This window comes from Bradyrhizobium sp., from assembly GCF_004799405.1.
In the GTDB taxonomy this organism is placed as follows: domain Bacteria; phylum Pseudomonadota; class Alphaproteobacteria; order Rhizobiales; family Xanthobacteraceae; genus Bradyrhizobium.
The window spans coordinates 1-24810 of the sequence record NZ_SSMW01000037.1; the positions used below are offsets into that span (position 1 = coordinate 1).

At 60.8% G+C, this 24810-nt stretch carries 19 protein-coding genes and 1 tRNA gene; 12 read left to right on the forward strand and 8 right to left on the reverse strand.

All coding sequences use genetic code 11. The annotated features are described in order from the left end of the window. Both E7813_RS06695 and E7813_RS06700 read right to left on the reverse strand, forming a co-directional pair. Positions 1-1891 (reverse strand): CarD family transcriptional regulator (locus E7813_RS06695; RefSeq protein WP_291572100.1); only part of this gene is annotated, 1891 nt, incomplete at its 3' end. Continuing rightward, on the reverse strand, positions 1888-2175 hold the full coding sequence (locus E7813_RS06700; RefSeq protein WP_291572102.1) for a succinate dehydrogenase assembly factor 2: 288 nt from the start codon (positions 2173-2175) through the stop codon (positions 1888-1890). The genes E7813_RS06700 and E7813_RS06695, both read right to left, overlap by 4 nt. 204 nt (positions 2176-2379) lie before the next feature. On the opposite strand from E7813_RS06700, the gene recG reads away from it, so the two are divergent. Then, complete coding sequence (recG, locus tag E7813_RS06705) at positions 2380-4488, forward strand: ATP-dependent DNA helicase RecG (protein WP_291572104.1); 2109 nt, start codon at positions 2380-2382, stop codon at positions 4486-4488. A 95-nt stretch (positions 4489-4583) separates the two neighbouring features. Here the strand turns inward: recG and E7813_RS06710 are convergent, their stop codons facing one another. From E7813_RS06710 to glmU, 3 genes are all read right to left on the reverse strand, one after another. After that, a complete protein-coding gene (locus E7813_RS06710) occupies positions 4584-5357 on the reverse strand; it encodes a DUF502 domain-containing protein (RefSeq protein ID WP_291572106.1) in 774 nt (257 codons plus the stop codon). 97 nt (positions 5358-5454) lie between these two features. Continuing rightward, positions 5455-7281, reverse strand: coding sequence for a glutamine--fructose-6-phosphate transaminase (isomerizing) (gene glmS, locus E7813_RS06715; protein ID WP_291572108.1), 1827 nt, complete (start codon positions 7279-7281; stop codon positions 5455-5457). Positions 7282-7415: 134 nt separating this feature from the next. Next, positions 7416-8777, reverse strand: a complete 1362-nt coding sequence (glmU, locus tag E7813_RS06720) for a bifunctional UDP-N-acetylglucosamine diphosphorylase/glucosamine-1-phosphate N-acetyltransferase GlmU (RefSeq protein ID WP_291572110.1) — start codon at positions 8775-8777, stop codon at positions 7416-7418. A gap of 185 nt (positions 8778-8962) precedes the next feature. Between glmU and E7813_RS06725 the strand changes: the two genes are divergently transcribed. Together E7813_RS06725 and E7813_RS06730 are read left to right on the forward strand one after the other, a co-directional pair. Then, entirely contained in the window at positions 8963-10114 is a 1152-nt protein-coding gene (locus tag E7813_RS06725; protein ID WP_291572112.1) for a hypothetical protein, read from the forward strand. A gap of 111 nt (positions 10115-10225) precedes the next feature. Then, positions 10226-10606: a hypothetical protein gene (locus E7813_RS06730; RefSeq protein ID WP_291572114.1), complete on the forward strand. Its 381-nt coding sequence runs from the start codon at positions 10226-10228 to the stop codon at positions 10604-10606. Here the strand turns inward: E7813_RS06730 and E7813_RS06735 are convergent. Next, positions 10566-12191, reverse strand: a complete 1626-nt coding sequence (locus E7813_RS06735) for a beta-(1-6) glucans synthase (protein ID WP_291572116.1) — start codon at positions 12189-12191, stop codon at positions 10566-10568. The genes E7813_RS06730 and E7813_RS06735 overlap by 41 nt on opposite strands. Positions 12192-12438: 247 nt before the next feature. On the opposite strand from E7813_RS06735, the gene E7813_RS06740 reads away from it, so the two are divergent. The 6 genes from E7813_RS06740 to E7813_RS06765 all read left to right on the forward strand — a co-directional run bounded on the left by E7813_RS06740 (position 12439) and on the right by E7813_RS06765 (position 18496). Continuing rightward, the gene (locus tag E7813_RS06740; RefSeq protein ID WP_291572118.1) at positions 12439-13014 is read left to right on the forward strand and encodes a beta-1-3, beta-1-6-glucan biosynthesis protein; all 576 of its coding nucleotides are present in this window, start codon (positions 12439-12441) and stop codon (positions 13012-13014) included. Positions 13015-13200: 186 nt separating this feature from the next. Then, the gene (locus tag E7813_RS06745; RefSeq protein ID WP_291572120.1) at positions 13201-15876 is read left to right on the forward strand and encodes a glycosyltransferase; all 2676 of its coding nucleotides are present in this window, start codon (positions 13201-13203) and stop codon (positions 15874-15876) included. A gap of 150 nt (positions 15877-16026) precedes the next feature. After that, a tRNA-Lys gene (locus E7813_RS06750) sits at positions 16027-16102 on the forward strand. 649 nt (positions 16103-16751) lie between these two features. Then, the gene (locus tag E7813_RS06755; RefSeq protein WP_291572122.1) at positions 16752-17111 is read left to right on the forward strand and encodes a hypothetical protein; all 360 of its coding nucleotides are present in this window, start codon (positions 16752-16754) and stop codon (positions 17109-17111) included. Between the two features lie 106 nt (positions 17112-17217). After that, complete coding sequence (locus E7813_RS06760) at positions 17218-17727, forward strand: hypothetical protein (protein ID WP_291572125.1); 510 nt, start codon at positions 17218-17220, stop codon at positions 17725-17727. 7 nt (positions 17728-17734) lie between these two features. Then, a complete protein-coding gene (locus tag E7813_RS06765) occupies positions 17735-18496 on the forward strand; it encodes a hypothetical protein (RefSeq protein WP_291572126.1) in 762 nt (253 codons plus the stop codon). 913 nt (positions 18497-19409) lie between these two features. On the opposite strand, the gene E7813_RS06770 is transcribed toward E7813_RS06765, so the two are convergent. Both E7813_RS06770 and E7813_RS06775 read right to left on the reverse strand, forming a co-directional pair. Beyond that, positions 19410-19544 carry a phage major capsid protein gene (locus tag E7813_RS06770; protein WP_291572128.1) on the reverse strand — a complete coding sequence of 45 codons (135 nt, stop codon included), beginning with the start codon at positions 19542-19544 and terminating at the stop codon, positions 19410-19412. 1018 nt (positions 19545-20562) lie between these two features. Then, complete coding sequence (locus E7813_RS06775; RefSeq protein WP_291572130.1) at positions 20563-21108, reverse strand: recombinase family protein; 546 nt, start codon at positions 21106-21108, stop codon at positions 20563-20565. Between the two features lie 390 nt (positions 21109-21498). Here E7813_RS06775 and E7813_RS06780 point away from each other — a divergent pair, with 390 nt between their 5' ends. The 3 genes from E7813_RS06780 to E7813_RS06785 form a co-directional block, all read left to right on the forward strand. Beyond that, positions 21499-22155: a hypothetical protein gene (locus tag E7813_RS06780; protein WP_291572132.1), complete on the forward strand. Its 657-nt coding sequence runs from the start codon at positions 21499-21501 to the stop codon at positions 22153-22155. 389 nt (positions 22156-22544) lie between these two features. After that, the gene (locus E7813_RS26120; protein ID WP_363331155.1) at positions 22545-23270 is read left to right on the forward strand and encodes a methyltransferase domain-containing protein; all 726 of its coding nucleotides are present in this window, start codon (positions 22545-22547) and stop codon (positions 23268-23270) included. Between the two features lie 276 nt (positions 23271-23546). Next, on the forward strand, positions 23547-24810 hold a 1264-nt coding region (locus E7813_RS06785), incomplete at its 3' end, for an ATP-binding protein (protein WP_291572134.1).

Consider the following 24810-nt stretch of genomic DNA (forward strand, 5'->3'; position numbering starts at 1 on the left):
TGGCGCCGAGCTGGTCTTCGGTTTCCTCGTAGGGAAAGCGCGCGCAGAACTCGTCATAGACGTGCGGCTGCACCGGCATTTTCGGCGCTTCATGCAGATGCCGTTCGGCCGCGATCTTGATCAGGTCGCCGGCGATCTCGCGGATGCGGTTCTTGAGTTTTGCCTTGCGCGCCTGCCAGCCGCTGCCGCCCAACCGGTCGAGTTCGACATGGGCGTGATCGGAGCCGTAGCGCGACAACAGTTCGATGTTCTCGACCGGGAGAAACAGTTTGGTGTCGGCGGCATAATGCAGTTCGAGACAGTCGTGCGGCGCGCCGGCAACGTCGAGCGTCTGCAGACCGACGAAGCGGCCGATGCCATGCTCGACGTGAACCACGAGGTCGCCGGCGGCGAGGCTGGTGACCTCGGAGATGAAATTATCGAGCTTGCGGTGCGCTTTACGCGGCCGCACCAGCCGGTCGCCGAGGATGTCCTGCTCGCTGATGACGGCGACGCCGTCGGTCTCGAAGCCGGACTCCATGCCGACCACCGCCAGCATCGCCTCGTTGCGCGGCGTCGCCTGCACCGTGCGCCAGCTGTTGACGCTGGTGAGGTTGTTGAGCTTGTGGTCCCGCAGCATGCTGCCCATGCGGTCGCGCGAGCCCTCGCTCCACAGCGCGATCACCACCTTCTTGCGCAGCGCCTGCAGCGCCTGCACATGCGCGACCAAGGCTGCGAACACATTGACCGAACTATCGGTGCGTTCCGGCGCGAAGTCGTGTCCCTGCCGCGCGCCGGCGTCGACTACACCGGCGCTGCCGTCGGGCATCGCGAACGGCGTCAGCCGAGCCAGCGCGGCCTCATCCAGCCGCCTGGTCCACTCGGCCTCGGTGAGATAAAGCCGGTCGGGCGGCAACGGCTTGTAGACCGCGCCGCCGCCGGGATGTCCCATCGCCTCGCGCCGCGCCTCGTAGTAGTCGGCGATCTGCTTGAAGCGCTCGCGCGCGGCGTCCTCGCCTTGCGGCTCGATCGCCACCGGCGCATCGCCGAGATAGTCGAACAGCGTATCCATCCGCTCGGAAAACAGCGGCAGCCAATGTTCCATGCCCGGATGACGGCGGCCTTCACTGACGGCCTCGTACAAGGGATCGTCGCGCTCGGGGGCGCCGAACGCCGCCACATAGCCCATCCGGAAGCGGCGGATGGTTTCGGTGACCAATTGAAACTCCGAGATCGGCACCAGATCGAGCGAGCGCATGTCGAGGTGGGTGCGCTGGGTTTCCGCGTCGAAAGATCGGATCGATTCCAGCGTGTCGCCGAAGAAATCGAACCGCACGGGCTGGTCGAGCCCGGCCGGGAACAGATCGAGGATGCCGCCCCGAACGGCGTATTCGCCGGGTTCGCGGACGGTAGAGGAACGGCTGTAGCCGTTGTGCTCCAGCCAGGAGACGATGGAGTCCATCGGCACCACATGGCCCGGCGCCACCGACAGCGCCTGGGCTCCGATGGTTTCGCGCGCCGGCACCCGCTGCACGACGGCGTTGACCGTGGTCAGCACGATCAGCGGCTTGTCGCTGCCGGCAAGCCGCGACAACCGCGCCAGCGTGGTCAGCCGTTGCGCCAGGATGCCGCCATGCGGCGACACCCGGTCGTAAGGCTGGCAATCCCAGGCCGGGAATTGCATCACCGGCAAATCCGGCGCGAAGAATTCCAGCGCGCGGGCCAGTTGCTGCATCCGCGGCCCGTCGCGGCAGACCACGGCAAGGCTGACCGCCGGCGGGTTAGCTCGCGCCGCAACCGCGCGTGCGAGGTCCGAAACAACCAGACCCTCCGCGCCTTCGGCGACATTGGCGAAGGTCAGCGCGCGGCCGGGGCCGAGCAATTCGGCGGGAGATCGTGTCGGCGATTTCATGGGTGGTGTACCGGCCGGAACGACTTGATGCGCCCGAACAGCCCAGTGACGTATTGCGGTGCCAGCGCCGCGTCGCCGGTCAGAGCGGCATACAGGTCAGGGTCGGGCACCTCGATCAGATGCTCCAATTGGGTCACCTCATCGTCGGTGAGACCCGCGAGCTCGGCATCCGCGAAGCGGCCGAGGATGAGATCCATCTCGCGGGTGCCGCGATGCCAGCAGCGGAACAATAGCCGCTTGCGGCGGTCGTCGAGGCCGTCGCTCGATCGTGTCGATCCCGTCATTTCCGCCGATCCATTCAAACGCCAAAAGCCCGGACGAGCCGGGCGGGGTTGATATAGCGTCGTGACAGGCGAATGTCAGTAGCTGTTCTCGCACAACAGAACAGCGTCATGGCCGGGCATGGACGTCCTCGCTTTACCGAAAAAAGACGTGGATGCCCGGCATAAAGCCGGGCATGACGACGCAGAACGGTCTTAGGTTCTTCGATGCGCCCTGCTCTGCTCAATCCGCTGTTTGCGCCGGTCACCAGCCTTGCCGGGGTCGGGCCGAAACAGGACAAGTTGTTTCGCTATCTGCTCGGCCGCGAGGAAACGCCGCGGCTGGTCGATCTCTTGCTGCATCTGCCGGCGAGCGTGATCGATCGGCGTGCCCGGCCGAAAATCCGCGACGCCGTGCCCGGCACGGTCGTCACGCTGGAAGTAACGGTCGACCGCCATCGTCCGACGCCGGGGCGCAACGCGCGTGCGCCGCATCTGGTTTACGTCAGCGACGACACCGGCTCGGTGGTGCTGACTTATTTCCGCGCCCAGCCGGGTTATGTCGAGAAACTGCTGCCGGTCGGCTCGAAACGCTATGTCTCCGGCACGCTGCAGATGTACGACGGCATGCTGCAGATGACGCACCCCGACCGGGTGGTCGATGAAGCCGGCTTTGCCAAGCTCTCGGGCATCGATCCCGTCTATCCGCTCACGGAAGGGCTGGCGCTGGGCTCGCTGCGCCGGGCGATGGCGCAGGCGCTGCAAAAGCTGCCCGATCTGCCGGAATGGATCGGCCCTGCCGTCATCCGCCGCTGCAGTTTTCCACCCATCGCCGAAGCGCTCAACCGCGTGCATGGGCCGGTCGAGTTGACGGACATCCTGCCCGACGGCCCGTTCTGGTCGCGGCTTGCCTTCGACGAACTGTTGGCCGGTCAACTGGCGCTGGCGCTGGTGCGCGCGCAATTGCGCCGTCCGGCGGGCGATCGCCATGCCGGCGATGGCCATCTGCGCAACAAGATCATCGACGCGCTGCCCTACGCGCTGACATCGTCGCAGCGGCAGGCAGCCGCCGCGATTGCTGACGATCTGCGCCAGCCGGTGCGGATGCTCCGGCTGCTGCAAGGCGATGTCGGATCGGGCAAGACAGTGGTGGCACTGCTGGCGGCCGCCGCCGTCGCCGAGGCCGGCAAGCAGGCCGCGCTGATGGCGCCGACCGAAATCCTGGCGCGCCAGCACATCAAGACCATCACCCCGCTGGCCGAGCGGGCCGGCATGACGGTTGCGATCCTCACCGGGCGCGAAAAGGGCAAGGAGCGCCGTGAACTGCTGGCACGCCTTGCGGCCGGCGAGATCGATTTTCTGGTCGGTACCCACGCGCTGATCCAGGATGACGTGGTGTTCAAGGCGCTCGCGCTGGCCGTCGTCGACGAGCAGCATCGTTTCGGCGTCCGCGAACGGCTGGCGCTGACCGCCAAGGGCGACGCCGTCGATGTGCTGGTGCTGAGCGCCACGCCGATTCCGCGTACGCTGGTGCTGACTTATTTCGGCGACATGGACGTCTCGGAATTGCGCGAAAAGCCGGCCGGAAGGCAGCCGATCGATACCCGCGCCGTGCCTTCGAGCCGCATCAACGAGGTGATGGACGCCGTCGGCCGCGCGCTTAAGGCCAAAAAGCTGGTGTACTGGATCTGTCCGCTCGTCGAGGAATCCGAAGCCGAGGGCATCGAACATCTGACCAATGCGACCGAGCGGTTCGAGAGCCTGCAGAAGCGGTTCGGCGACCGGGTCGGTCTGGTGCATGGCCAGATGAAAGGCGCCGACAAGGACCGCGTGATGGCGCAGTTCGCCGCGCACGAGATCGGTTTGCTCGTCGCCACCACCGTGGTCGAGGTCGGCGTCGACGTTCCGGCCGCCACCATCATGGTGATCGAGAACGCCGAACGCTTTGGCCTCGCACAACTGCACCAGTTGCGCGGCCGCATCGGCCGCGGCTCGGAAGCCTCGACCTGCCTGCTGCTGTACAAGGAGCCCTTGAACGAGATGTCCACCGCGCGGCTGAAAGCCATCCGGGAAACCACCGACGGCTTTCGCATCGCCGAGGAAGACCTGAAACTGCGGGGCGAAGGCGACGTGCTCGGTATCAGGCAAAGCGGCCTGCCCGGCTACCGCATCGCCCGGTCGGACGTGCATGCCCAGCTGATCACCCAGGCGCGCGACGAAGCGCTGCGCATCATGAAGGACAATCCAAAGCTGACGGGCGCAACGGGCGAGGCGCTGCGCTGCCTGCTCTATCTGTTCGAGCGCGATGAAGCGTTGCCGTTGCTTGGGGCGGGGTAACTCCGCTCACGTCATAGCGAGCGCAGCGAAGCAATCCATATTGCACAGAAAGAATGGATCGTGTCGCCACTGCGCGCCCGGAATGCCGGTTGGGCCTACTCCACTTTTGCCGGGACCGGCTGCAGCGACGCGGCGTTGGCCACGCGGGCGGCGTTGGCGACTTCGGCCAGAGCGGCGATCTTCTTTTGCGGGTCGGAGCCCGGCTGCACCACGCCGCACGACATGATCAGGGTCGCGGCGTCTTCGGCGCTCATCTCGACCTCGATGATCCTGCTTTTCGGCACATAGAAGAAAAACCCAGTGGTGGGATTCGGCGCGCATGGCAGGAACACCGAAATGTGCTCCTCCTTGCCGGGAAGGTTGCTGGCGACCTCCACACTCGGCGCCTGCGAGATCAGCACGATCGACCACATTCCCGGCGAGGGAAACTCGACCAGGCCGACCCGGCGAAAGCTCGATCCCGAACCCGAGAACAGTGTCTCGAACACCTGTTTCAGGCCGCGATAGATCGCCCGCACGGCCGGAATTCGCCCCAGCAGCTTTTCGCCGAGATCGACCAGCGTCCGCCCGATCAGGTTGGCGGTGAGGAAGCCCAGCAGCGTCAGTGCAAATACCGCGACGATCAGCCCGGAACCCGGCAGACCGAACGGCAGGTAGGTCTCCGGCCGATAGGCGATGGGAACGAACGGCCGCACCAGACCGTCAACCCAGGTCACGAACCACCAGGTCAGATAGAAGGTGATGGCGATCGGGCCGGCGACCACGAGGCCGGTCAGGAAATAGTTCCGGAACCGGGCCATGAAGCCGCGCGGAACATCCGGCGGGAGTTCGGCCGGAGGCACGGTCGGTGGCAGATCGGAGCGGTTCATTGCGGGTCCGGGTCAGTCGAGGCGGGTATCGTAGGGCTCAGCTAGTGAGTTCTAGCATATTTTGGAAGGCCGGAAGTGGCGAAGCGCCGCGGCCGGCCTATTCGACGGTGACCGATTTTGCGAGGTTTCGCGGCTGGTCGACGTCGGTCCCCATGATGACGGCGGTATGATAGGCCAGCAATTGCACCGGAACGGCATAAACCATCGGCGTAAACATCGCGCCCATGTCGGGCAGCACGATCGTCACCAGCGACTCGATGGTGGCCTCCGCGGCCCCCTTGGCATCGGTCATCAGAATGATGTTGCCGCCGCGTGCCGCCACCTCCTGCATGTTGGAGACGGTCTTCTCGAACACCCGGTCGAACGGAGCGATCACCACCACCGGCATGTTCTCGTCGATCAGCGCGATCGGCCCGTGCTTGAGCTCGCCGGCGGCGTAGCCTTCGGCATGGATATAGGAAATTTCCTTCAGCTTCAGCGCGCCTTCCAGCGCCAGCGGATAGCTGGTGCCGCGGCCGAGATAGAGCACATCCCTGGACTTGGCGATGTCGCGCGCGAGCTTCTCGATCTGCGGTTCGGTGGCAAGGGCCGCCGCCATCAGCCGCGGAATTTCAACGAGGCCGTGGACCAGCCTGGTTTCGTCGGCATCGGACAGTTCGCCGCGGGCCTTGCCGGCCGCCACCGCGATCGCTGCCAGCACCATCAACTGACAGGTGAAAGCCTTGGTCGAGGCGACGCCGATTTCAGGACCGGCAAGCGTCGGCAGCACGGTTTCGCTTTCGCGTGCGATGGTCGAGGTCGGCACGTTGACGACGGAAAGCGTGTGCACGCCCTGCTCTTTGGCATAACGCAATGCCGCCAGCGTATCGGCGGTCTCTCCGGACTGCGAGATGAAGACCGCAAGGTCGCCCTTGCGCAACGGAGCCTCGCGGTAGCGGAATTCGGAGGCGACATCGAGTTCGACCGGCAGCCGGCTGAGACGTTCGAACCAGTATTTGGCGATGTAGCCCGCATAGCTCGCGGTGCCGCAGGCAACGATCGAGATGCGCTGGATATCCTTGAAGTCGAACGGCAGGCTGACGGGCAATGACACCCGCTCAGTCGCCATATCGATATAGCGCGCCAGCGTGTGGCCGACCACCTCCGGCTGCTCGTGGATTTCCTTGGCCATGAAGTGGCGATAGTTCGCCTTGTCGACCAGGAACGACGACGCGCCCGACTTCAGCACCTCGCGATTCACCACCGAACCCTGCTCGTCGTAGATCACGCCGACTTCGCGGCTCAGAACCACCCAATCGCCGTCCTCGAGATAGCTGATGGTATCGGTGAAGGGCGCCAGCGCGATCGCGTCCGAGCCGAGGTACATCTCGCCGTCGCCGTACCCGATCGCCAGCGGCGAGCCCTTGCGGGCGCCGATCATCAGGTCGCCGTGGCCTTTGAACAGGAAAGCCAGCGCGAATGCACCGCGCAACTGCGGCAGCGATGCCTTCACCGCGTCCTGCGGTGAAGCCCCCTTGAGGATGTAGGAGTTGACGAGATGCGCGACGGTTTCGGTGTCGGTCTCGGTTACGAATTTGGCGCCCTGCTTCTCCAGCATCTGGCGCAATTCGCGAAAATTCTCGATGATGCCGTTATGCACCACGACGACGCCATCGGCGGCGTGCGGATGGGCGTTGTTTTCGGTCGGCTTGCCGTGGGTGGCCCAGCGGGTATGCCCGATGCCGGCATGGCCCGAGAGCGGCTCGGCTTTCAACCGCGCTTCGAGATTGCGCAATTTGCCTTCGGCGCGGCGGCGCTCCAGATGGTCGCCTTCCAGCGTGGCGACGCCTGCGGAATCGTAACCGCGATATTCGAGGCGTTTGAGCGAATCCACGATCCGATCCGCGACCGGACCGCGCCCGAGAATTCCGACAATGCCGCACATGCGGATCAATATCTCCAAGCGAGCGAAAACCGCCAAACCACGCCCGCTTCTCTTAACGAGAAACGCGAACGTCCAGATACTCAATAATTATTGCGGATTGAGACAGCGTTAAGCGGAAGGCTTAACAAAACCGGCTATGCGCCGCCTTTCGGCTTCTTGCTGGCTGTTTTGATCTGGCGGTAGCGCTTGGCGCCGCCCTCGCGAATGGTCTGCTGGTTGCGCTCGAGCGCCATCGCGTCATCGGGCACGTCGCGGGTGATCACCGAGCCCGATCCGATGTAGGCGCCATCGCCGATTTTCACCGGCGCCACCAGCGACGAATTGGTACCGATGAAAGCGCCGGCGCCGATCTCGGTCTTGTTCTTGTTGAAGCCGTCATAGTTGCAGGTGATGGTGCCGGCGCCGATATTGGCGTTGGCCCCGACGTAGGCGTCCCCGATGTAGGAGAGATGATTGACCTTGACGCCGGCTTCGAGGATCGCGGCCTTGGTCTCGACGAAATTGCCGATCCGCGCGCCGTCGCCGAGCGATGTTCCCGGCCGCAACCGCGCGTAGGGACCGACCGAGGCGTTCTTGCCGATCGTTGCCTGCACGATGTGCGAAAACGAATGAATCACCGCGCCGTCGGCGATCGAGACTCCGGGGCCGATCACCACGAATGGCTCGATCGTCACGTCGCTGCCGAAGGTGGTGTCGGCGGCGAGGTAGACCGTCTCGGGCGCGATCATGGTCACGCCGGCCTCGAGTGCCGCCTTGCGCAACCGCGTTTGCATGACCTGTTCGGCTTCCGCGAGCTGGGCCTTGGTGTTGATGCCGCGCACTTCGTCCTCGCTGGTTTCGATCACGGTGGCCTGCAATCCCATCTCGCGCATGACCGCCACCGCGTCGGTCAGATAATACTCGCCCTTGGCATTGGCGTTACCGATTTTTTCGATCACTTCCAGCGCCCGGCGTCCGTCGAACGCCATCACGCCGGCATTGCAAAGGTCGATCGCGCGCTCCGCAGGGCTGGCGTCGGCCTGCTCGCGGATTGCCACCAACCGGTCACCCTCGACCAAGAGACGGCCGTAGCCGGTGGGATCGGCGGCGCGAAAGCCGAGTACGGCAAGGGCCGCCCCGTTTTTCAGCGGCGCGCGCATTCGTTGCAGCGTCGCCGACGAAATCAGCGGCGTATCGCCGAACACCACCAGCAGATCGTCTGCTCCGCGCGCAATGGCATCGCGCGCCGCGAGTACCGCATGCGCGGTGCCGAGGCGCTCGCGCTGGATGAAGGTCGTTGCGTCCGGGCGTGCGCGTTTGGCTTCTTCGGCGACCGCCTGATGATTTGGCCCAACGACCACGGCAAGCGCGGAACCGGTTCCCCTTGGCGCGGCCGAAAGCACATGCGACAGCAGCGATTGACCGGCCACGGGATACAGCACTTTCGGCAGCGCCGAGCGCATGCGCGTGCCCTCTCCGGCCGCGAGCACGATGGTCAGGCTGGATCGAGCGGTCATCCGAATCCCTGTAACTGCCGAATCCCGGTAATTGCAAAGTTGCGCCGTCGTCATAAAGCGTTTTGGCACGCCATGGAAACCCGTTTCGCTTGGCGCAGGCCGCCCCGAATTCAAGATCGAGGCCTATTTCCTGATAATGTTCGCCGTGTGATTCGGCATGGCCTCAGGAGGGCCGACGGCGTCGTATGGCAGGGGATCCCGACCAACTGGCCAAGAGCTTCGAGACCGAGAATACCGGCGGCGTGCTGAGCGGATTTTTGGCGGAAGAAGATCATTTCGACCGACGCTCGCTGTGGCGGCTCGGGTCGTGGGGTGTTGTCTCGGTCGGAGCCGTGGTGGTTGCCGTGCTCGCCAACCAGTCCTCGATCGGATGGCGGCGCGACCAGGTGGCGGCCGCCGACCTCGTGCGGCAGTCCCAGCAGATCCAGTCGGTCGCCAAGGAAAGCCAGAACGAGACGCGGCGGCTGGCAACCGCCATCGACACGCTCAACGGCGATCGCGACCGGCTCTCTACCCGCCTCACCGTCCTGGAGCAGGGTCTGGAATCGGTGACCGGCTCGATTGCGCGCCAGACTTCCGGCACTGCTTCGCCGCAAACCGCCTCGCCGCCTGCGGCCGCGACCGAGCCGAAACCGGTGGTGCAAAATCCGGTTTCTCCGGCCGTGGCTCCCCCGGCGACGACGGCGGCCACCGCGGTTGAGCCGGTCAATTCAAATACGTCCGCCGCGACACCAGCCACGCCACTGATGGCGTCGAAATCGGTGATGGCACCCCCGGACCCCGCGGCTGGAAAACTGATCGAACCGGCACCACCCAGCGCTACCGGAACGTCCGCGCCGGAGGTGGCCTCGGTTTCTCCGGCCGATAATCCGCAGCCCGAAGCGGCCGCGGAGACGCCGCCCGACCTTGCCGCGGTTCAACGCACCGAGTTCGCCGTCGATGTCGGGGGCGCGCGTTCGCTCGAAGGCCTTCGCGCGCTGTGGCGGGGTCTGGTCAAATCAAATACCGCGCTGGCGGGGTTGCGTCCGGTGATTGCGGTGAAGGAAGGCCACAACGGGCTTGGCATGCAGTTGAGGCTGGTCGCAGGACCGCTCGGCGACGCCGCGGCGGCGGCCAGGATTTGTGCGGCGCTGATCGAAGGCCAGCGGCCGTGCGAGACCACCGTGTTCGATGGTCAACGCCTTGCCATCAAGGGCGACGAACCATCGGTTTCAATCGCGCCCGCTCCGATCAAGCCTGCCGCTCACAAGCGAAGCGCAGCAAAGCCCGTGGCGAACGCCGAGCCCAAGAAACCCGAAACCTCGACGCTGTCGTCGTTGTTCGGCAAACATAATTAAATATGTAATTACAGTATCTTGAGACGTAATCCTCACGTGGCACCGTGGGCCTAGCCACCTCGCGGTCCGCTCCGGGTTGTCCCGCCGCAAATTCCCCCGCATATTCGCCCCATGAAAAAAACTCCGTTCAGGCTGACACCCTATCAGGTGCAGTGGCTCTTGATCGTCGGCTTCCTCACCGTCGGTTATGCGCTCTATCTGCGCTATCTCGCGGTCGAATTCTCGTCGGTGGCGCTGGCGTGCGATGCCGGACTGCAGACCGTGCTGTGCAAGACCCGGATTTTGGTGACCGCGCTGTTCAAGAACTCGGTGTTCGGTATTACCGCGCTGGTTATCGCGGCGCTGCATTTGATCAGGCCATCGATCGTCCTGCTGACCGGCGGCGTGATCGCCGCAGGGTTCGGCATCGTGCTCTATAATATCGAACTGTCGGGGTTGGCGATCGGGCTGCTTATTTTGGGATTTGCACGCCCCGCGCCTGCCACAGCGTAGCGCCGAGCACGAGATACGCGGCACAGGTCCATAACGACTGCCAGTTGTTCAGCCCTTCGTTGAACAAGGTGTAAAGCGCGGCAATCGCCAACAGTCCCGCGAATACCGATTCCGCGATCGGCCGGACGCCTTCCGGCGGACGGTTGAGAAACATCAGCACCGAGAGCGGCAGCACCGCCATCGTCAGCGCCGCGAATGGAAAATCCTTGTAGCGGGGGTCGAACACGAAACCCAACGCGGTTTCGGCTGCGATCAACACGGTGACGACCATGACCGCCCCCAACAGCATCGCCAGGACCGATCGGGTCCTGTCCTCGCGCGGACCCAGCAATTCCAGAAATGTCGGCGGCGCGCGCCCGGACATCAACGCGTTGGCGGACAGCAGCGGCGCGGCCACTCCCGCGGCCAGCAAGGCGCCCCAGCGCAGCCAGCCGCCGATGCCGTAGCTTTCATAGAACAGCTTGTTTCCGGCGACGCCCAACAGGATTCCGGCCGTCGTGGCCGAGATGGCGACCGCGATCCAGGCCGCCAGACGTGGCGACCATGGCCGGCGGCGCAGCGTCAGCCACGCCGCCAGGAAGACGGCCAGGCTCAATGCCATTCCGCAGCCCATTTGCAACTTCCAGAACGGGAAATTGCTGATCGGCTCGTTGGGCGGGTATTTCAGCGCGCGGTGGACTGAATCGAACAGGCCCCAATAGCCGCCGACGGTGCCCTCGAGCTGGCGTTTCCAGGGCTGGTCATAGGCTTCAATCAGATTGACGCGAAAGTTTTCCCGCTTCGCCAACCCCAGGATTTCCGAGACCACCCGCGCCTGGTTGGTGCGGGACGGCAACGCGCCCTCGCGCATCCTTCCCTCGCTCGGCCAGCCGGTTTCGCCGATCAGGATTTCCTTGCCCGGAAACGCCACCGCTATCCGCTTGCGGATATCGTCGACATGGGATGCGGCGTATTTTGCGCGGATCGGGAAGTCTTCCCAGTAAGGCAGGATGTGAATCGTAACAAAATCCACCGCCTCGTAGACTTCCCGGTTGTGCAGCCAGTATTCCCACACATCGGCATAGGTGACGGGAACCGAAATCTGCGACTTGACCGAGCGAATGGTGGCGGCGAGGTCGGCGGTCGTCATCTCGCCGCGCAACAATACCTCGTTGCCGACAACGACCGAGGTGATGACGCCGGGATATTCCTTGGTCAGGCCGACCACGGTCGAAATCTGCTCCAGGTTCTTCAGCCGGTTGCTGCCGAGCCATATCCCCTGGATGACTTTAAGCCCTACTTTGGCCGCCAGCGCCGGAACCTGGTCGAGACCGTGTTCGATCGAATAGGTGCGCACGCAGTCGGATATTTTGGCGAGTTGCGCCAGATCCCGGGCGATCTGTTCCGGCGCGATATGGGTGGTTTCCAGCAGAGGCGTCTGGGTGTCGCGGAACGGGGCGTAGGAAACGCACAGGAGTTTGGCCGCCGGATCGATTGGCGCGCGCGCCAGGATGATGGGCGTCGCCAGCCACCACCAGATGGCAGCAACCGCACCGAGGGATATCAGGAGAAGCGCCAATGGCGTACGAAGAGAAATTGGTTCCATCCTCCGGGCGGGGATCGTCGATTAGCCGGTCGTTGGCCCGCTGCCAAGAGCAGGATATGCGCAATCCCTTAGCCTGGGCGCTTGGCGGCTTTACCACGACTCGATAAAGTTGCGGCGTTGCTGGACAAAATTCGAAATGTCCGTCATGGGAATCCAAGCGTGTCTCCGCCGCATTGGGGACCTATTTGAACGGCATCAAACCAGCGCGCCTGGGCTGGCCACGGACAGGCAACGAGTTGGGGAATTTATGCGTCGAGGTGTGCTTCAGCTTCAAACGGCCGTTTTGCGATACCTCGTTGTCGCCGGGTTCGCCCTCCTGATCGGTATTGGAAGTGCTGTGGCCCAGAGCGGCGATACGCGCGCCCAGGATCAACCGGGCAAACCGGCAGCGACCCCCTCACCGGCCGACGCGGCCAAGGACAGCCAGCACAAGACCGACGAATTCGTCGAGGCGGCGCAGGCCATCAACGGCCCGGCCGGAAATCCCGAATGCGTCTGGCTCGGCCGTCGCGTGGTGCGCCTGATGTGGCGCGACGATCTCGATACCGCCTTCCGGCATCTCGATCTTTACGACCGGTTCGGCTGCCCCGGCGGACACGTCCAGGCGACCTTCCGCTGCCTGACCCGGTTTGGCGCTCAAATCGACGACAAGGTGCCGAAGAGCCTGGACGACCATGTTCATTCCTGCTGGATCAATCCGGCCGCCCAGCCGCAGGCCGCTGCGGCCGCTTCCCCTCCGGCCACGCCCCCGACCACCGGGACTGCACCAGCGCCCGCAGCGGCGCCACCCGCCACCGCCGCCCCGGCAGCGCCAGCGAAATAATTCCGGCTGCGGCAGCAACGATCCGGGATTTTTGCGGTTTGGATTGCGTGCGCCCTCAAAACGCCATGGCGTCATAACAGTTGTTAAATCGCGTGGCAGAGATATGCTCGATTTGCCGCTGACTTGGTCGGATCTCGGGGACGGGTCCGCTTCCCTGCCATATTGCCCCCCTATGGTTTAGTCGCGATGCGTGCCGTCGTCGCCGTCCTGCTGGTTGTGGCCGCCATTCATGCGGCCCTGTGGGGGGCGTTCCGGGATCAGCAACAGGCTCCCGACTTCAGGGGCATCCTGCCGAGCGTGTCCTACGCTCCGTTCGAACGGGGTCACGTCGTAGCCGATAGCATCGGCGACTCTGAGAAGATTCGCGCTGATCTGAAGAAGCTCTCCACCCTGACGCGGGCGGTTCGCCTGTACACGTCGACGGAAGGCAGCGAACTTGTGGCGCCGGTCGCCAATGAGTTCGGCCTCAAGGTCACCGTCGGCGCGTGGATCGACAAGAATGTCGACCGCAACGAGCGCGAAATTGCTGCCGCCATCGATCTTGCCAGGCGCAACAGCAATGTCATCGGCGTCGTGGTCGGCAACGAGACGGTTTACCGCGGAGAGCAAAAGGTCGACGAACTGATCGAACTCATCAAGCGGGTCAAAAAATCGGTCAATGTCCCGGTTACCACCGGTGAAATCTGGAATATCTGGCGCGACAATCCGGAGCTCGGCTACTCCGTCGATTTCATCGCCGCCCACGTGCTGCCGTACTGGGAGAATTTCACCGACAAGCAGGCCGTCGACCAGACGGTCTCCATGTATCAACTGCTGCGCGACCAGTTCCCCGGCAAGCGGATCGTGATCGCGGAATTCGGCTGGCCGAGCGCCGGTTATAATTTGATGAATGCCGATCCCGGCCCCTTCGAGCAGGCCGTGGTATTGCGCAATTTCGTCTCCCGCGCCGAAGCCATCGGCATGGACTACAACATCGTCGAGGCGATCGATCAGCCCTGGAAATTCTTCGAAGGCGGCGTCGGTCCTTATTGGGGCATCCTGAACGCAGCCCGCGAACCGAAATTTGCCTGGACCGGCCCGGTCGTCAACGAGAACTACTGGAAGCTCGCGACCATTGCCGTAATGGTCGGCATCCTGCTGTCGCTGCCGATCCTTCGCCTCTATCGTCCGACCGTGATGCAGTCGCTGATGCTGTCGGCGGCCGCAAACGGCGTCGGGGCGTGGGTCGCAACCGTGTTCGCTTACTGGACCGGGCATTATTTTGTTTTCGGCTCGGCCTTTGCCTTGACGCTGGGATTGATCCTGTTGGTGCCGCTGGTGCTGATCGCGATGGCGCGGATCGAGGAGATTGCAGCCATTGCCTTTGGCCGCGACCCGCGCCGGCTGATCGTCAGGGGCGCGCCGGTGGCGCCGGCTACCATCGGCGCGGACATCACCTTCCCCAAGGTCTCGATCCATGTGCCCGCCTATTTCGAGCCGCCCGAGATGCTCAAGCAGACGCTCGATGCGGTCTCGCGGCTGGATTATCCGAATTTCGAATGCGTGGTGATCATCAACAACACGCCCGATCCGGAATTCTGGCAACCGATCCAGGATCATTGCCGGGCGCTCGGCGAGCGCTTCAAGTTCATCAATGCCGAGAAGGTCGAGGGCTTCAAGGCCGGCGCGTTGCGCATCGCCATGGCCCGCACCGCCGTCGACGCCGAGATCATCGGCATCATCGACGCCGACTACATGGTGCAGCCGGACTGGCTGAAGGATCTGGTGTCGGTGTTCGCCGATCCGCGCGTCGGCCTCGTGCAGGCGCCGCAGGATCATCGCGACGGCAACCGTTCGTTGATGCACTACATCATGAACGGCGAATATGCCGGGTTCTTCGACATCGGGATGGTCCAGCGCAACGAGGCCAACGCCATCATCGTGCACGGCACCATGTGCCTGATCCGGCGTGCGGCGATGGACATGGCCGGCGGCTGGTCCGGCGACACCATCTGCGAGGACACCGACCTCGGCCTCGCCATCATCGAACACGGCTGGCTGACCCATTACACCAACAGCCGCTACGGCTACGGCCTTTTGCCGGACACCTATGAGGCCTTCAAGAAGCAGCGCCATCGCTGGGCCTATGGCGGCTTCCAGATCGTCAAGAAGCACTGGCGGCGGTTTCTGCCCGGCGCAAGCCGGCTGTCGCCGGATCAGCGGCGCGAATTCACGCTGGGCTGGCTGAACTGGCTCGGCGCCGAAAGTCTCGGCGTGCTGGTCGCGATCCTCAATCTGATCTGGGTGCCGATCGTCGCGTTTGCCGACATCGCCATTCCCGACCGCATCCTGACGCTGCCGATCATCGCCTCCTTCGTGATCTCGCTGGTGCATTTCGTGGTGCTGTACCGGCTGTGCGTGCCGGTGAAGGTCGGGCAGATGCTGGGCGCCATGGTCGCCGCGATGTCGGTGCAATGGACGGTGTCGCGCGCGGTGGCCAACGGGCTCATCACCGATCACCTGGCGTTTTCGCGAACCTCCAAGGGCGGCTTCTCGCTGGTCTCGATCGAATTCCAGGCGTTCTGGGAAGCCGTCATCGGCATCCTGCTGCTGGTCGGCGCCGCGGTGCTGGTGGTCACCAATAATGTCAAGCAGGTCCGCGAGATCTATGTGTTCGCGGTGGTGCTGGTGCTGGAAAGCCTGCCGTTTCTTTCAGCGGTTGCGATCGCCATCCTCGAGAATTCCCGGATCAACGCGTTTTCATTCTGGCGCAATGCCGGCGTGCGCACTGCGGAGTTGATCGGCTTGCGCCCGGTGGCGATGCCGAAGGTAGTCGGCACCTCCCAGCCGGTGGCCTCCGAGATTCATCGGGAAGCCAATTGACCGTGGGTCGATTTTGGGCAAGCCGGCCAACCTGAAGAAGCCCAGCTAACGGCTTGCGCGAAAGTGGAAATCGGCGTTGTCCCGGGCTCCATTTGCGGTTGGCCCCGCTATTGACCCGCACCAAGCCGCCCCCTACACAGCGCGGCAAGTGAGCGCGTAGCTCAGGCGGTAGAGCACGTGACTTTTAATCATGGGGTCGAGGGTTCGAGTCCCTCCGCGCTCACCAAATAAAATCAATGGCTTATATTGGTTTTTTGAGATTCAAAAACTGGGCGAAAAATGCTTAGGGTTCCGTCTGGGGTGCCATTTTAAAGAGCCGCCAGCGGCGTTCTAGAAGCTCGCGTCGCTTACCCCTTTTGTCCCGTCTATTCGCGTGGACCCGGTGGCAATCTCGATTGCCCGCAGTCGCAAGGGCCGCTGTAATGGTGCTATGGGCGGCCCAAACAGACGGCGTATTTTCGGAGATCGGGTAAGCGGCGCGAGGATTCACGCGCAACATGCCCGTGAGCAAGCCAAGAAGGCCGCCTGTGAGGCTGACGCCGCCGAGTGCCTGCTCTGGTCCGAACAAATGGAAGGCTTCGGCGGGCCAGCGCAGCCATCGCCAACTATCGCGCAATGCCTCAACGGCGGCTATGGCTGGCTTTTAATCATGGGGTCGAGGGTTCGAGTCCCTCCGCGCTCACCAATGATTATCCAAAATATTCAATGAGTTAAATGAAATTATAAACCGCTTCGTTTCTTTGTTGTGACCCAAAATGGACTTTAGATTGCAATTAGATTGCGCGAGGTTTTTGACAAAGCCCCTGCTTGTCTGACCGGTTGCGAAGATCAGCCCACCGCGGGATTGTTGGGGGCAAATGGGAGGGAGAACCGTGATGCCGCGTTTGGGCGCTGTGTTTTGTGTCTCGATGGCTTTGTGGGTCCAGCCTACTAAGGCCGCCTACTACGGCTACTCAGAATGGGCGGCATTACCCGAAGTGTCCCGAGCAATTTTCATGAGCGGAGCCTTCGATAGCCTAGTGTCGTTTGCAACTGATGCTGATGGTGCAGCAGCAGCGAAGCATTATGCGAAGTGCGTCCACGGTGCCCACATGACGAACGGACAACTCGCAACAAACATCCTGAACTATGCAAGAGATAAACCTGCGCTACACACCCAACTCGCCACTGCCGCAATGCTGGACTACCTGATTGCGGCCTGCGGCCTTCCTCCCCAACAGCCGAAGCCGAAGTGATCCGAGATCGGCACCGCGCCAGTTGCAGCTAAAGCCGATGCAATCGTGCAACAATCAGTTGCAATCCGCCTCTGTCACATGTTGAGTCTCCGCCCGACGGAGACAGATGGCACAAGACATCGAGACCATATTCGCGTCGGACAAGATGCTGACGATTGAACCAACGTGGGTGGAGCGCGACGGCGAAGCGCTTGAGATTCTGTGTCCATTGGAGATCGACGGCACTGTCGTCGAAGGCCTATACTTTCGAGCGAGGGCGCGAAAACGATTGCCCGATGAGGTCGTTACGCTACAGCTTGAGTACCACCCCGCAAACGAACGGGGTGGGCCTCTCTCGCGAATCGAGTGGCGACCGTTGCGTTCACACAACAACAAGGGGCGAGGTCCGAAGGCGTATCAAAATAAGCTAATTAAAGGATGCCACTACCACCCTTTCCCACTGAACCTCAAGCATGCTCCGAACGAACTCCGCCAGAATGGCAACCTGCCAATCGCTATTCCATTGGTCGATAGCCCAAAGAAATTCGACGGTCTGCTCGGAATTGTGAAGGAAGAGTTTAGAATCACCAATATAGAGTGGGTTGAGGTGCCTCCGTGGGAACCAATTCTCGTCTGAGACAGCCATGAGCACAGCCAACATTCAGAAATTCAACGATCTGGTAGATAGCGTCGCGCGCGAGATCGTCGCCACGGAGCATCGTGTCGGCGGCTCTTTCATCCGCACGCCCTTGATGTACCCAAGCGGCTCGACCGTCGTCGTGAGGGTCGAACAAGGTGAGAATCGTTTCTTCGTCTCTGACGTGGGCTTCGGCTTTCAAGAAGCTGAGATGATGGGTGCGGGCCTCATGTACACGAAACCAGCACACGCAATTGCAGACGAAGCCGGGGTGAAGTTCGACAATCAGGCGTTCTTCGTGCTCGAAGCATCACGCGACGAGCTTGCCGGTGCGGTAGTCACGATTGCTAATTGCTCTCAACATGCAACGATGCGAGCAGCCGACGCGCTGGCGGAGAAGACATTCGAAGATCGCAAAACCCGGTTGTACGAACGGCTCATCAAGGTTTTTGAGCCGAAGATCGTCGGCAAGAATGCGGAGGTCATCGGAGCGTCGCATCAGAAGTGGCATTTTGCTGCGGTCGTTAGACTACCGAACCTGCGGCCCACGGTGTTTGAGCCTGTGACGAAGCATCCCAATTCGGTAGCTCAAGCTTCGATGAAGTTCGGCGACGTCGCACTCCTCAAGAAGGACGCACCTCATCGGGTAGCCGTCGTGCAGAACAAGAAAGAACTTGGAACTCTGCTGACCGTGCTCTCTAGGTCCGCGAACGTCATCGATGACGATGAGAGCAGCGAGCGCATCATTCGTCTAGCGAAGGCGGCATAATCCATTAGTTGATCTTCGTGCAGGCGTCGCCTCGTCTACCCTTCGGCGGCTGGATCGGATCGTCGAAGCGGCGGGACCACGGCATCCGCCAATCCTATCAGTCGCCCGAAAAATCAGGCAATGGCGGACGTGCCAAAATCGACTCGAATGACCCGGACGGACATGCGACCGTTTGGACGTTTGCGGAAAAATCATTTACGCTCGGCCTGAGACCATCGGGGCATGACCGGCAATGAAACGGCGCGAGTTCGTTACGCACGTTGGTGGAGCGGTGGCGACGCCAAAACCTTTTAGGCACCTCTCCTTAACGACGGTCGTAACATTCATCGCGCTGTTGGCTGCCGCACCCATTTGCGCTTTTGAGAATCTGCCGGACAAGACCTTGACGGGCGGCTCAGTAAGGACAGGAGACCGCGATGCAGCATGTGGCCACGCCCGAGAAAGCCGGGGTCGGATGAACGCAATGCGGCGAGACGAAATCTTGAAGCGATACGGATTACCTCCGGGTACGCACCCCGATTACCAGATCGATCACCTTATTCCGCTTTGCCTCGGTGGATCGGATGACTCATCTAATCTCTGGCCGCAACCACGACGAAGCATAGAAGACACATGGAACGCCGAGGCCAAGGATCGTTTAGAGCACCTAATGTGCAGAATGGTTTGTGATGGACAAATCGGCATAGCCGCCGCGCAGGAGGCTTTTGCGACCGATTGGATCGCCGCATATCACACATACTACGAGGGTAGAAAAAAGCCGCACCGGGAGAAACCGGCTCCTTAGGTCTGACGCCAGTCAGGTCTCTAAATCGTACTGACAGATTGATCGAATTCGAAGGCGGCACGGCCAGCTATGAAACCGTGCCGCCCGTCATCGTCGCGCTGTCGGGATGAGGCAGCGCGACGGAACCGGTTACGGGAACGCGCCGTAGACGAAAGCCTGCGGCCTACGGACGGTCATCGCGAGCCGTTCCTCGACCAGAAACGTCGCGAGGTTGCGGATGAAATTGTCTTGGTCTTCGGTCGAGATCATCAGCGTTGCACCCATGCGGTCGAAAATTTACGCGCCGGAACGGATCAGGGCAGCGTGCCGAGAATCCTCTATTTTCAGGGCGGCATCATAAGGTGTTGGATTCTCCGCGCGGGGCTTCTCGCCATTCACTTTGAAATCGCTAACTAGTGCGCCAATGCGAGTGTGAGAAGCGCGGCGGCCTTGCCCCGCAACTCCGTCAGTTAGTCAATGCGCTTTGCTTGCGCAGATGCTCGGCCTTCGCGACGTTGAAAAGCTCACGGCCCCGCGCCGGGACTGCTTTAAGCGTGTGTTAAAGCAAATCGCAACCTCGTCCGCCATAACCCCGACCGAAAAATTTCAGACACGGCATAATCGAATCCGCAGCCGTGTGTGGTGGCGGGGGTGCCGGGGTCGGATCGGCCGGATTGTTCCTGATGAGAAAGCACGGCGCGGTCGTGCAGCTGTTTCCGCAGCCACTACGAGACGAATAACCCATTCTTCGGCAGCGCCTTCTGCCCACGTTTCGACAACAAAGGTGCATCCGCGCGCCTCGCGAGTTGTTCGCGAAGGCTTGAAGGTTTGTAAAAGTGAAGCAGACCCTGGCCGCTTTCATCCACACGGGTCGTCGATTTCGGCAATGTACGGCGCTCGCAGCCTGGGATGACCGTCTGTAGACCCGCGGACGTACGTTCGACTTCGGTCATGGTGTTGCTGCGGCGCGATTACCGTGGGTTCAGTGTGGCACAGGGTTCAAAACTCAAGAATAGCGTTTTGGAAGGACCCCCAGAAATAAACAGGTGTAGGTCGAGACGAGCGGCGCGGGAGTTCAATCGATCCAATAATGGATCAATCCGTCGCCTAACCGAATTGCAAGACCGTTGCTTTTGCGCTGGCCGCCGCCTCCAAGTCATTGGCCAGCCTCATCCGAGAGCGGTTGCAACCGCCTTTGCTACCGAACGCTCCTCAAATGTGCATTTCGGCTCTCGGAAACACACCGTCAACATACCTGGACCGACGCTGAAAGCCCCAAAGAAGGCGAGCCCTACGGAATCGTTTAGCTCAATCGACTGATGGTGCTGTGACTGACATTATAGGACCGAGCGATGTCCGTAAGCACTTCTCCCGCCTCACGGCGAGCGATAGCCTCTCGCCGCTGATGGCTGGTTAGCTTCGGCTTCCGACCAAGGATGACACCCCTCGCCTTTGCCCTCTCGCGCCCCTCTCCGGTCCGCGCACGAATGAGCTCGCGCTCAAACTCGGCGAGACCGCCCAAAACGGTCAGCATCAAGCGACCATGCGCTGTGGTAGTATCAGCCCAAGTGTCTCTTAGCGATTTGAATCCGGCCCCCTTTTCTGCGACCGTCCCCAGCAGATTGAGGAGATCGCGCGTAGACCTCGCCAGTCGATCGAGCCGGGTGACCACCAACACATCCCCTTTTGCGAGGACCGCCATAAGGCGCGTTAGCTGCTTGCGGTCGGACCGGGCACCACTGATCTTTTCCTGAAATATCTTAGCGCATTTTGCGGCTTTGAGCTCAGCCAACTGAGCCGCCAGAGATTGGCCGTCCGTACTGACGCGGGCATATCCGTAGATGGTCATATAGCTACTCCATTTCGCACATATAATATGCACAAGATAGAGCCGCATTTTATATGGGTCAACGACTTTGTGCATAAATCATAATTTTTGCACAGGACGATCAATGTCCGTTATGCAGAGGCTGAGCGGACTCTTGGCGAATTCATTGCCACTTCCGCGTCTGATGCTGTGGACTACTCCTCCACCCGGCGAGACCCCCCGAATAATTTGACACGATAGAGCTCATTGGTATCGGTTCGACGACTTCGGGGATCGCAACCGCGTGGATGGCTACACCAGGTCCGTTGATGGCGACTCGACAAAGTTATACATCGATTGATAAAGTATCCGAGCGATGTTTGCGTTTGGCGAAGGAAGTTAAAAACAATGAAATTGAACAGGTGAGATGTGATGAGCCAAGCCATGGACTCTATCGATGTGGTGGTTGATCTCTTAAAAAATAATCCGGAAATCGCAGCCCTGGGATTTAATACGTACAAGCCAAGGCCGGCCCGGCAAACCTGTGGTCAACTTGAGGAGCTGCGGGAAACAATCTTCCATCACGTTCCCAACGACCAATTGCTGATTCCTCGGAGTTCGTTGGATAGAGAAGGAATTTTGCGCTTGTGCGCTGAACTCTCTCCGGGATCACGCCTTGCTCTGCGGTCTGAGATTCAGGTCTCCGGTGCTCCGAAGTTTATCCCCATGATTGATTTTATATGTGAAAAAAGCGAGGCTAATTTGCGCCTCCTGTCGTCGCAACTAGGGCACCTCCACCGAATTGACGGGTTTAACACTGGCGGCGGCGTTCTTCTCGAAACAGATAACTCATATCACTATCAGGCGCGACGTTTGTTGCCCTTGGACAAATGGACTAGCTTTATTGGTCATGTCTTACTTTTGCATCCGCCAGCTGAACATCGGGAACTAGCGCATCGGACAGGCGCATTATCTGTAATTGATGTCCGTTGGGCAGGGCATGTTTTAATTGGGGGGGGCGGCGCACTGAGAATTTCGCAAAATTTCGATGGGAAATTCCCGAGAGTTGTCAAACAAGTCGCCGCTTAGCTTTTGTAAAATAATTGCGAAGGCTCTTGGACTTAATTTCGTCAGCGGTGGGTTAGCGCACCGGATCATTCCGCAGCAGTTGCCGGCGGGATTAGCTTTTCCCAAGGCACCCAAGGCTTTTTCCAACCTATCCAGCCTTGAGCGCGGACTGATGGTTGGATCACTTACGTGGGGTAATTCGGAATTGTGGGCTGCCTGACATTTTCTGCACTTTTTTGCTGCCCATTGCGATTGTTCCTGCGCGAATATCTTCTCCGCTTTCCTCGATCAGTAACCCATGCTTGTCCGATCCTTGAAACGGATGCATACCCACTGCATGGCGGAGCGCTTTCGAGGACCTTAGTACCACCGAATTCGCCGCTCCGATCCTCAAGCAAAGGACCTCCAGGATGAGCAGTACGGCGACAAATCAGTTGGTCGAGACTTTGGCCTCTTATGAGGACGTCGCGGTAGAGTATTACGACGGCGATAGGCACCCTACTTGTCGCGACTTGCGGGAGCTTAGTCAAAGGTTCCTCGTTGCACATATTCGCGCTGGATTTTCGAATAACGGAAGCTTGATCGAGGTCGGGCCGGGTCGTTCCATTTTAGCTCCAGAGGCCGCCGCCGCAGGCGTCCTTTCGCGAGTAGTACTTATCGACAGTTCGCCAAGCATGCTCTCCTACTCTACGCCGTGGATTACTGGGGGCGCACATGCCGTTGCCGCTTCGGCCGACGCAACAGATTTACCGTCGGGAACTGTTTCGCTAATCGTCTCATCACTGGGCGACCCGTACAACTGTTCAGAATTTTGGCAGGAGGTTGCTCGGCTCATTACGCCTGATGGTAGCTGCCTCTTCACGACACCGTCCTTCGAATGGTCGGCGAGCTTCCGACCTAGGGACAACAGAGAGGTCGCTGAGTTCTTACGAGCCGACGGCGCGAGACTGTTCATGCCATCGAGGGTATACCAAGCGGAAGAACAGATTGCGATGATTGAGGCCGCCGGCCTCATGGTAGAGGAGAGGCAAGGCCTTAACACCAAAATGCTTAACAGGGAGCCAGCACCCAAGCTCCGTTGCATCGATTCAACGTGTCCAGTGGTCTCAGCTTATGTTGTCCGATTGCCACGCTGAGCGGATGGAAACGGACTACCGATTGTCCTAATTTGTTGCGGAAAACTGAGGCTCCAAAGAATCAATCTTGCGCTGAGCGCTATGGCAGATCACGATTCTGCAGAGGCTCTCTCACCCGCTCTGGTTCCAGTCTTTCGGCGCGTATGGGCTGCTTCACGTCGACATGAATACCAAAAAGGTGCATCGTCAGCCGAAATCCGCTCTCCCGCCGCCGGTATCCAAGATGGCGTGGTATTCTCCCGAACGGGATCGTGTTCCAATTTTTTGGAAAGTTGAATGAAAAAACCACTGCGGATTTTCATATCATCGCCTGGCGATGTCGTACCTGAACGTCGTCGGGCGGCCCTAACTATAGAGAAGCTTGCGAAAGATTATTCGCGGTTTTTTGAGATTAAGCCTTACCTCTGGGAAACCGAAACGATGTTGGCGTCCGGGACTTTCCAGGATGCTATCGTCACGCCCGGTGACATGGACATTTTGGTATTAATTTTGTGGTCTCGGCTAGGTACGCCGCTACCCGAGCGGACCCAGTTGCAAGTTTATCGTGGGATAGACGGGCGAGTACCCGTCACCGGCACTGAGTGGGAGTTTGAGACCGCGTTGTCTGCTTATAGATTGAACGGCGCTCCCGACCTTTTGGCGTACAAGAAGGGAGCACCTCCCCGTGCCGAGTATCGGTCTCAAGCCGACCTTGAAGGTCTCCGCGAGCAATTAAGAAAACTCGAATCGTTCTGGAGTCGCCATTTTGTTGACCGCGGTGAATTCCGCGCAGCCTTCAGCGAGTTCGATGATTTGGACGGTTTCGAAGCGAAACTCGAAATTGACTTGCGTCGACTGATTGAACGGCGCATCGCGACTTTCCAAACCGCACAGCACGGAGCAATACCTCTTACTTGGACAAAGGGTAGCCCTTTTCGCGGGCTTGCAACCTACCGGTTCGAGCACGCTCCGATCTTCTTCGGCCGAAGCGAGGCCACCAAGGTCGCGGTGGAACATTTGGTCGAGAACGCCGAAGCGGGCTTGCCGTTTCTTTTGGTTCTGGGAGCAAGTGGCGCAGGCAAGTCATCGTTGGTGCAAGCGGGCATTTTGCCAGCACTCGGCGCTCACGGAGTGGTACCGGGCGTTGCTGCGTGGCGCCGGGCGGTTATTCGACCAGCTGGACATCCGGGCGGGCCGTTTATGGCACTTGCGTCGGGTATTTGCGAAGATTCTGCCCTGCCGGAACTAGCAAATGGACAAGACGTCGGAGCGCTGGCACGGCACTTAGAAGCCGCTATTGCCGATGCCAGCTTTCCTATCGTCGCTGCACTTACCGCACGAGAACATGCTGCTCGGCAGAAAGACGACCTGCTTCCGTTTGAGGAAATTCGACTTATTGTCGTCGTCGATCAGCTTGAGGAGCTTTTTACACTCAGCGAAATGACCCCTGATCGGCGTAGCTCGTTTATCGCCTGCCTTAAGGGTCTTATGAGTAGCAGACGGGTTTTTGTGATCGCAACGATGCGGAGTGACTATTGGCATCGGGCTGCAGAAATTCCGC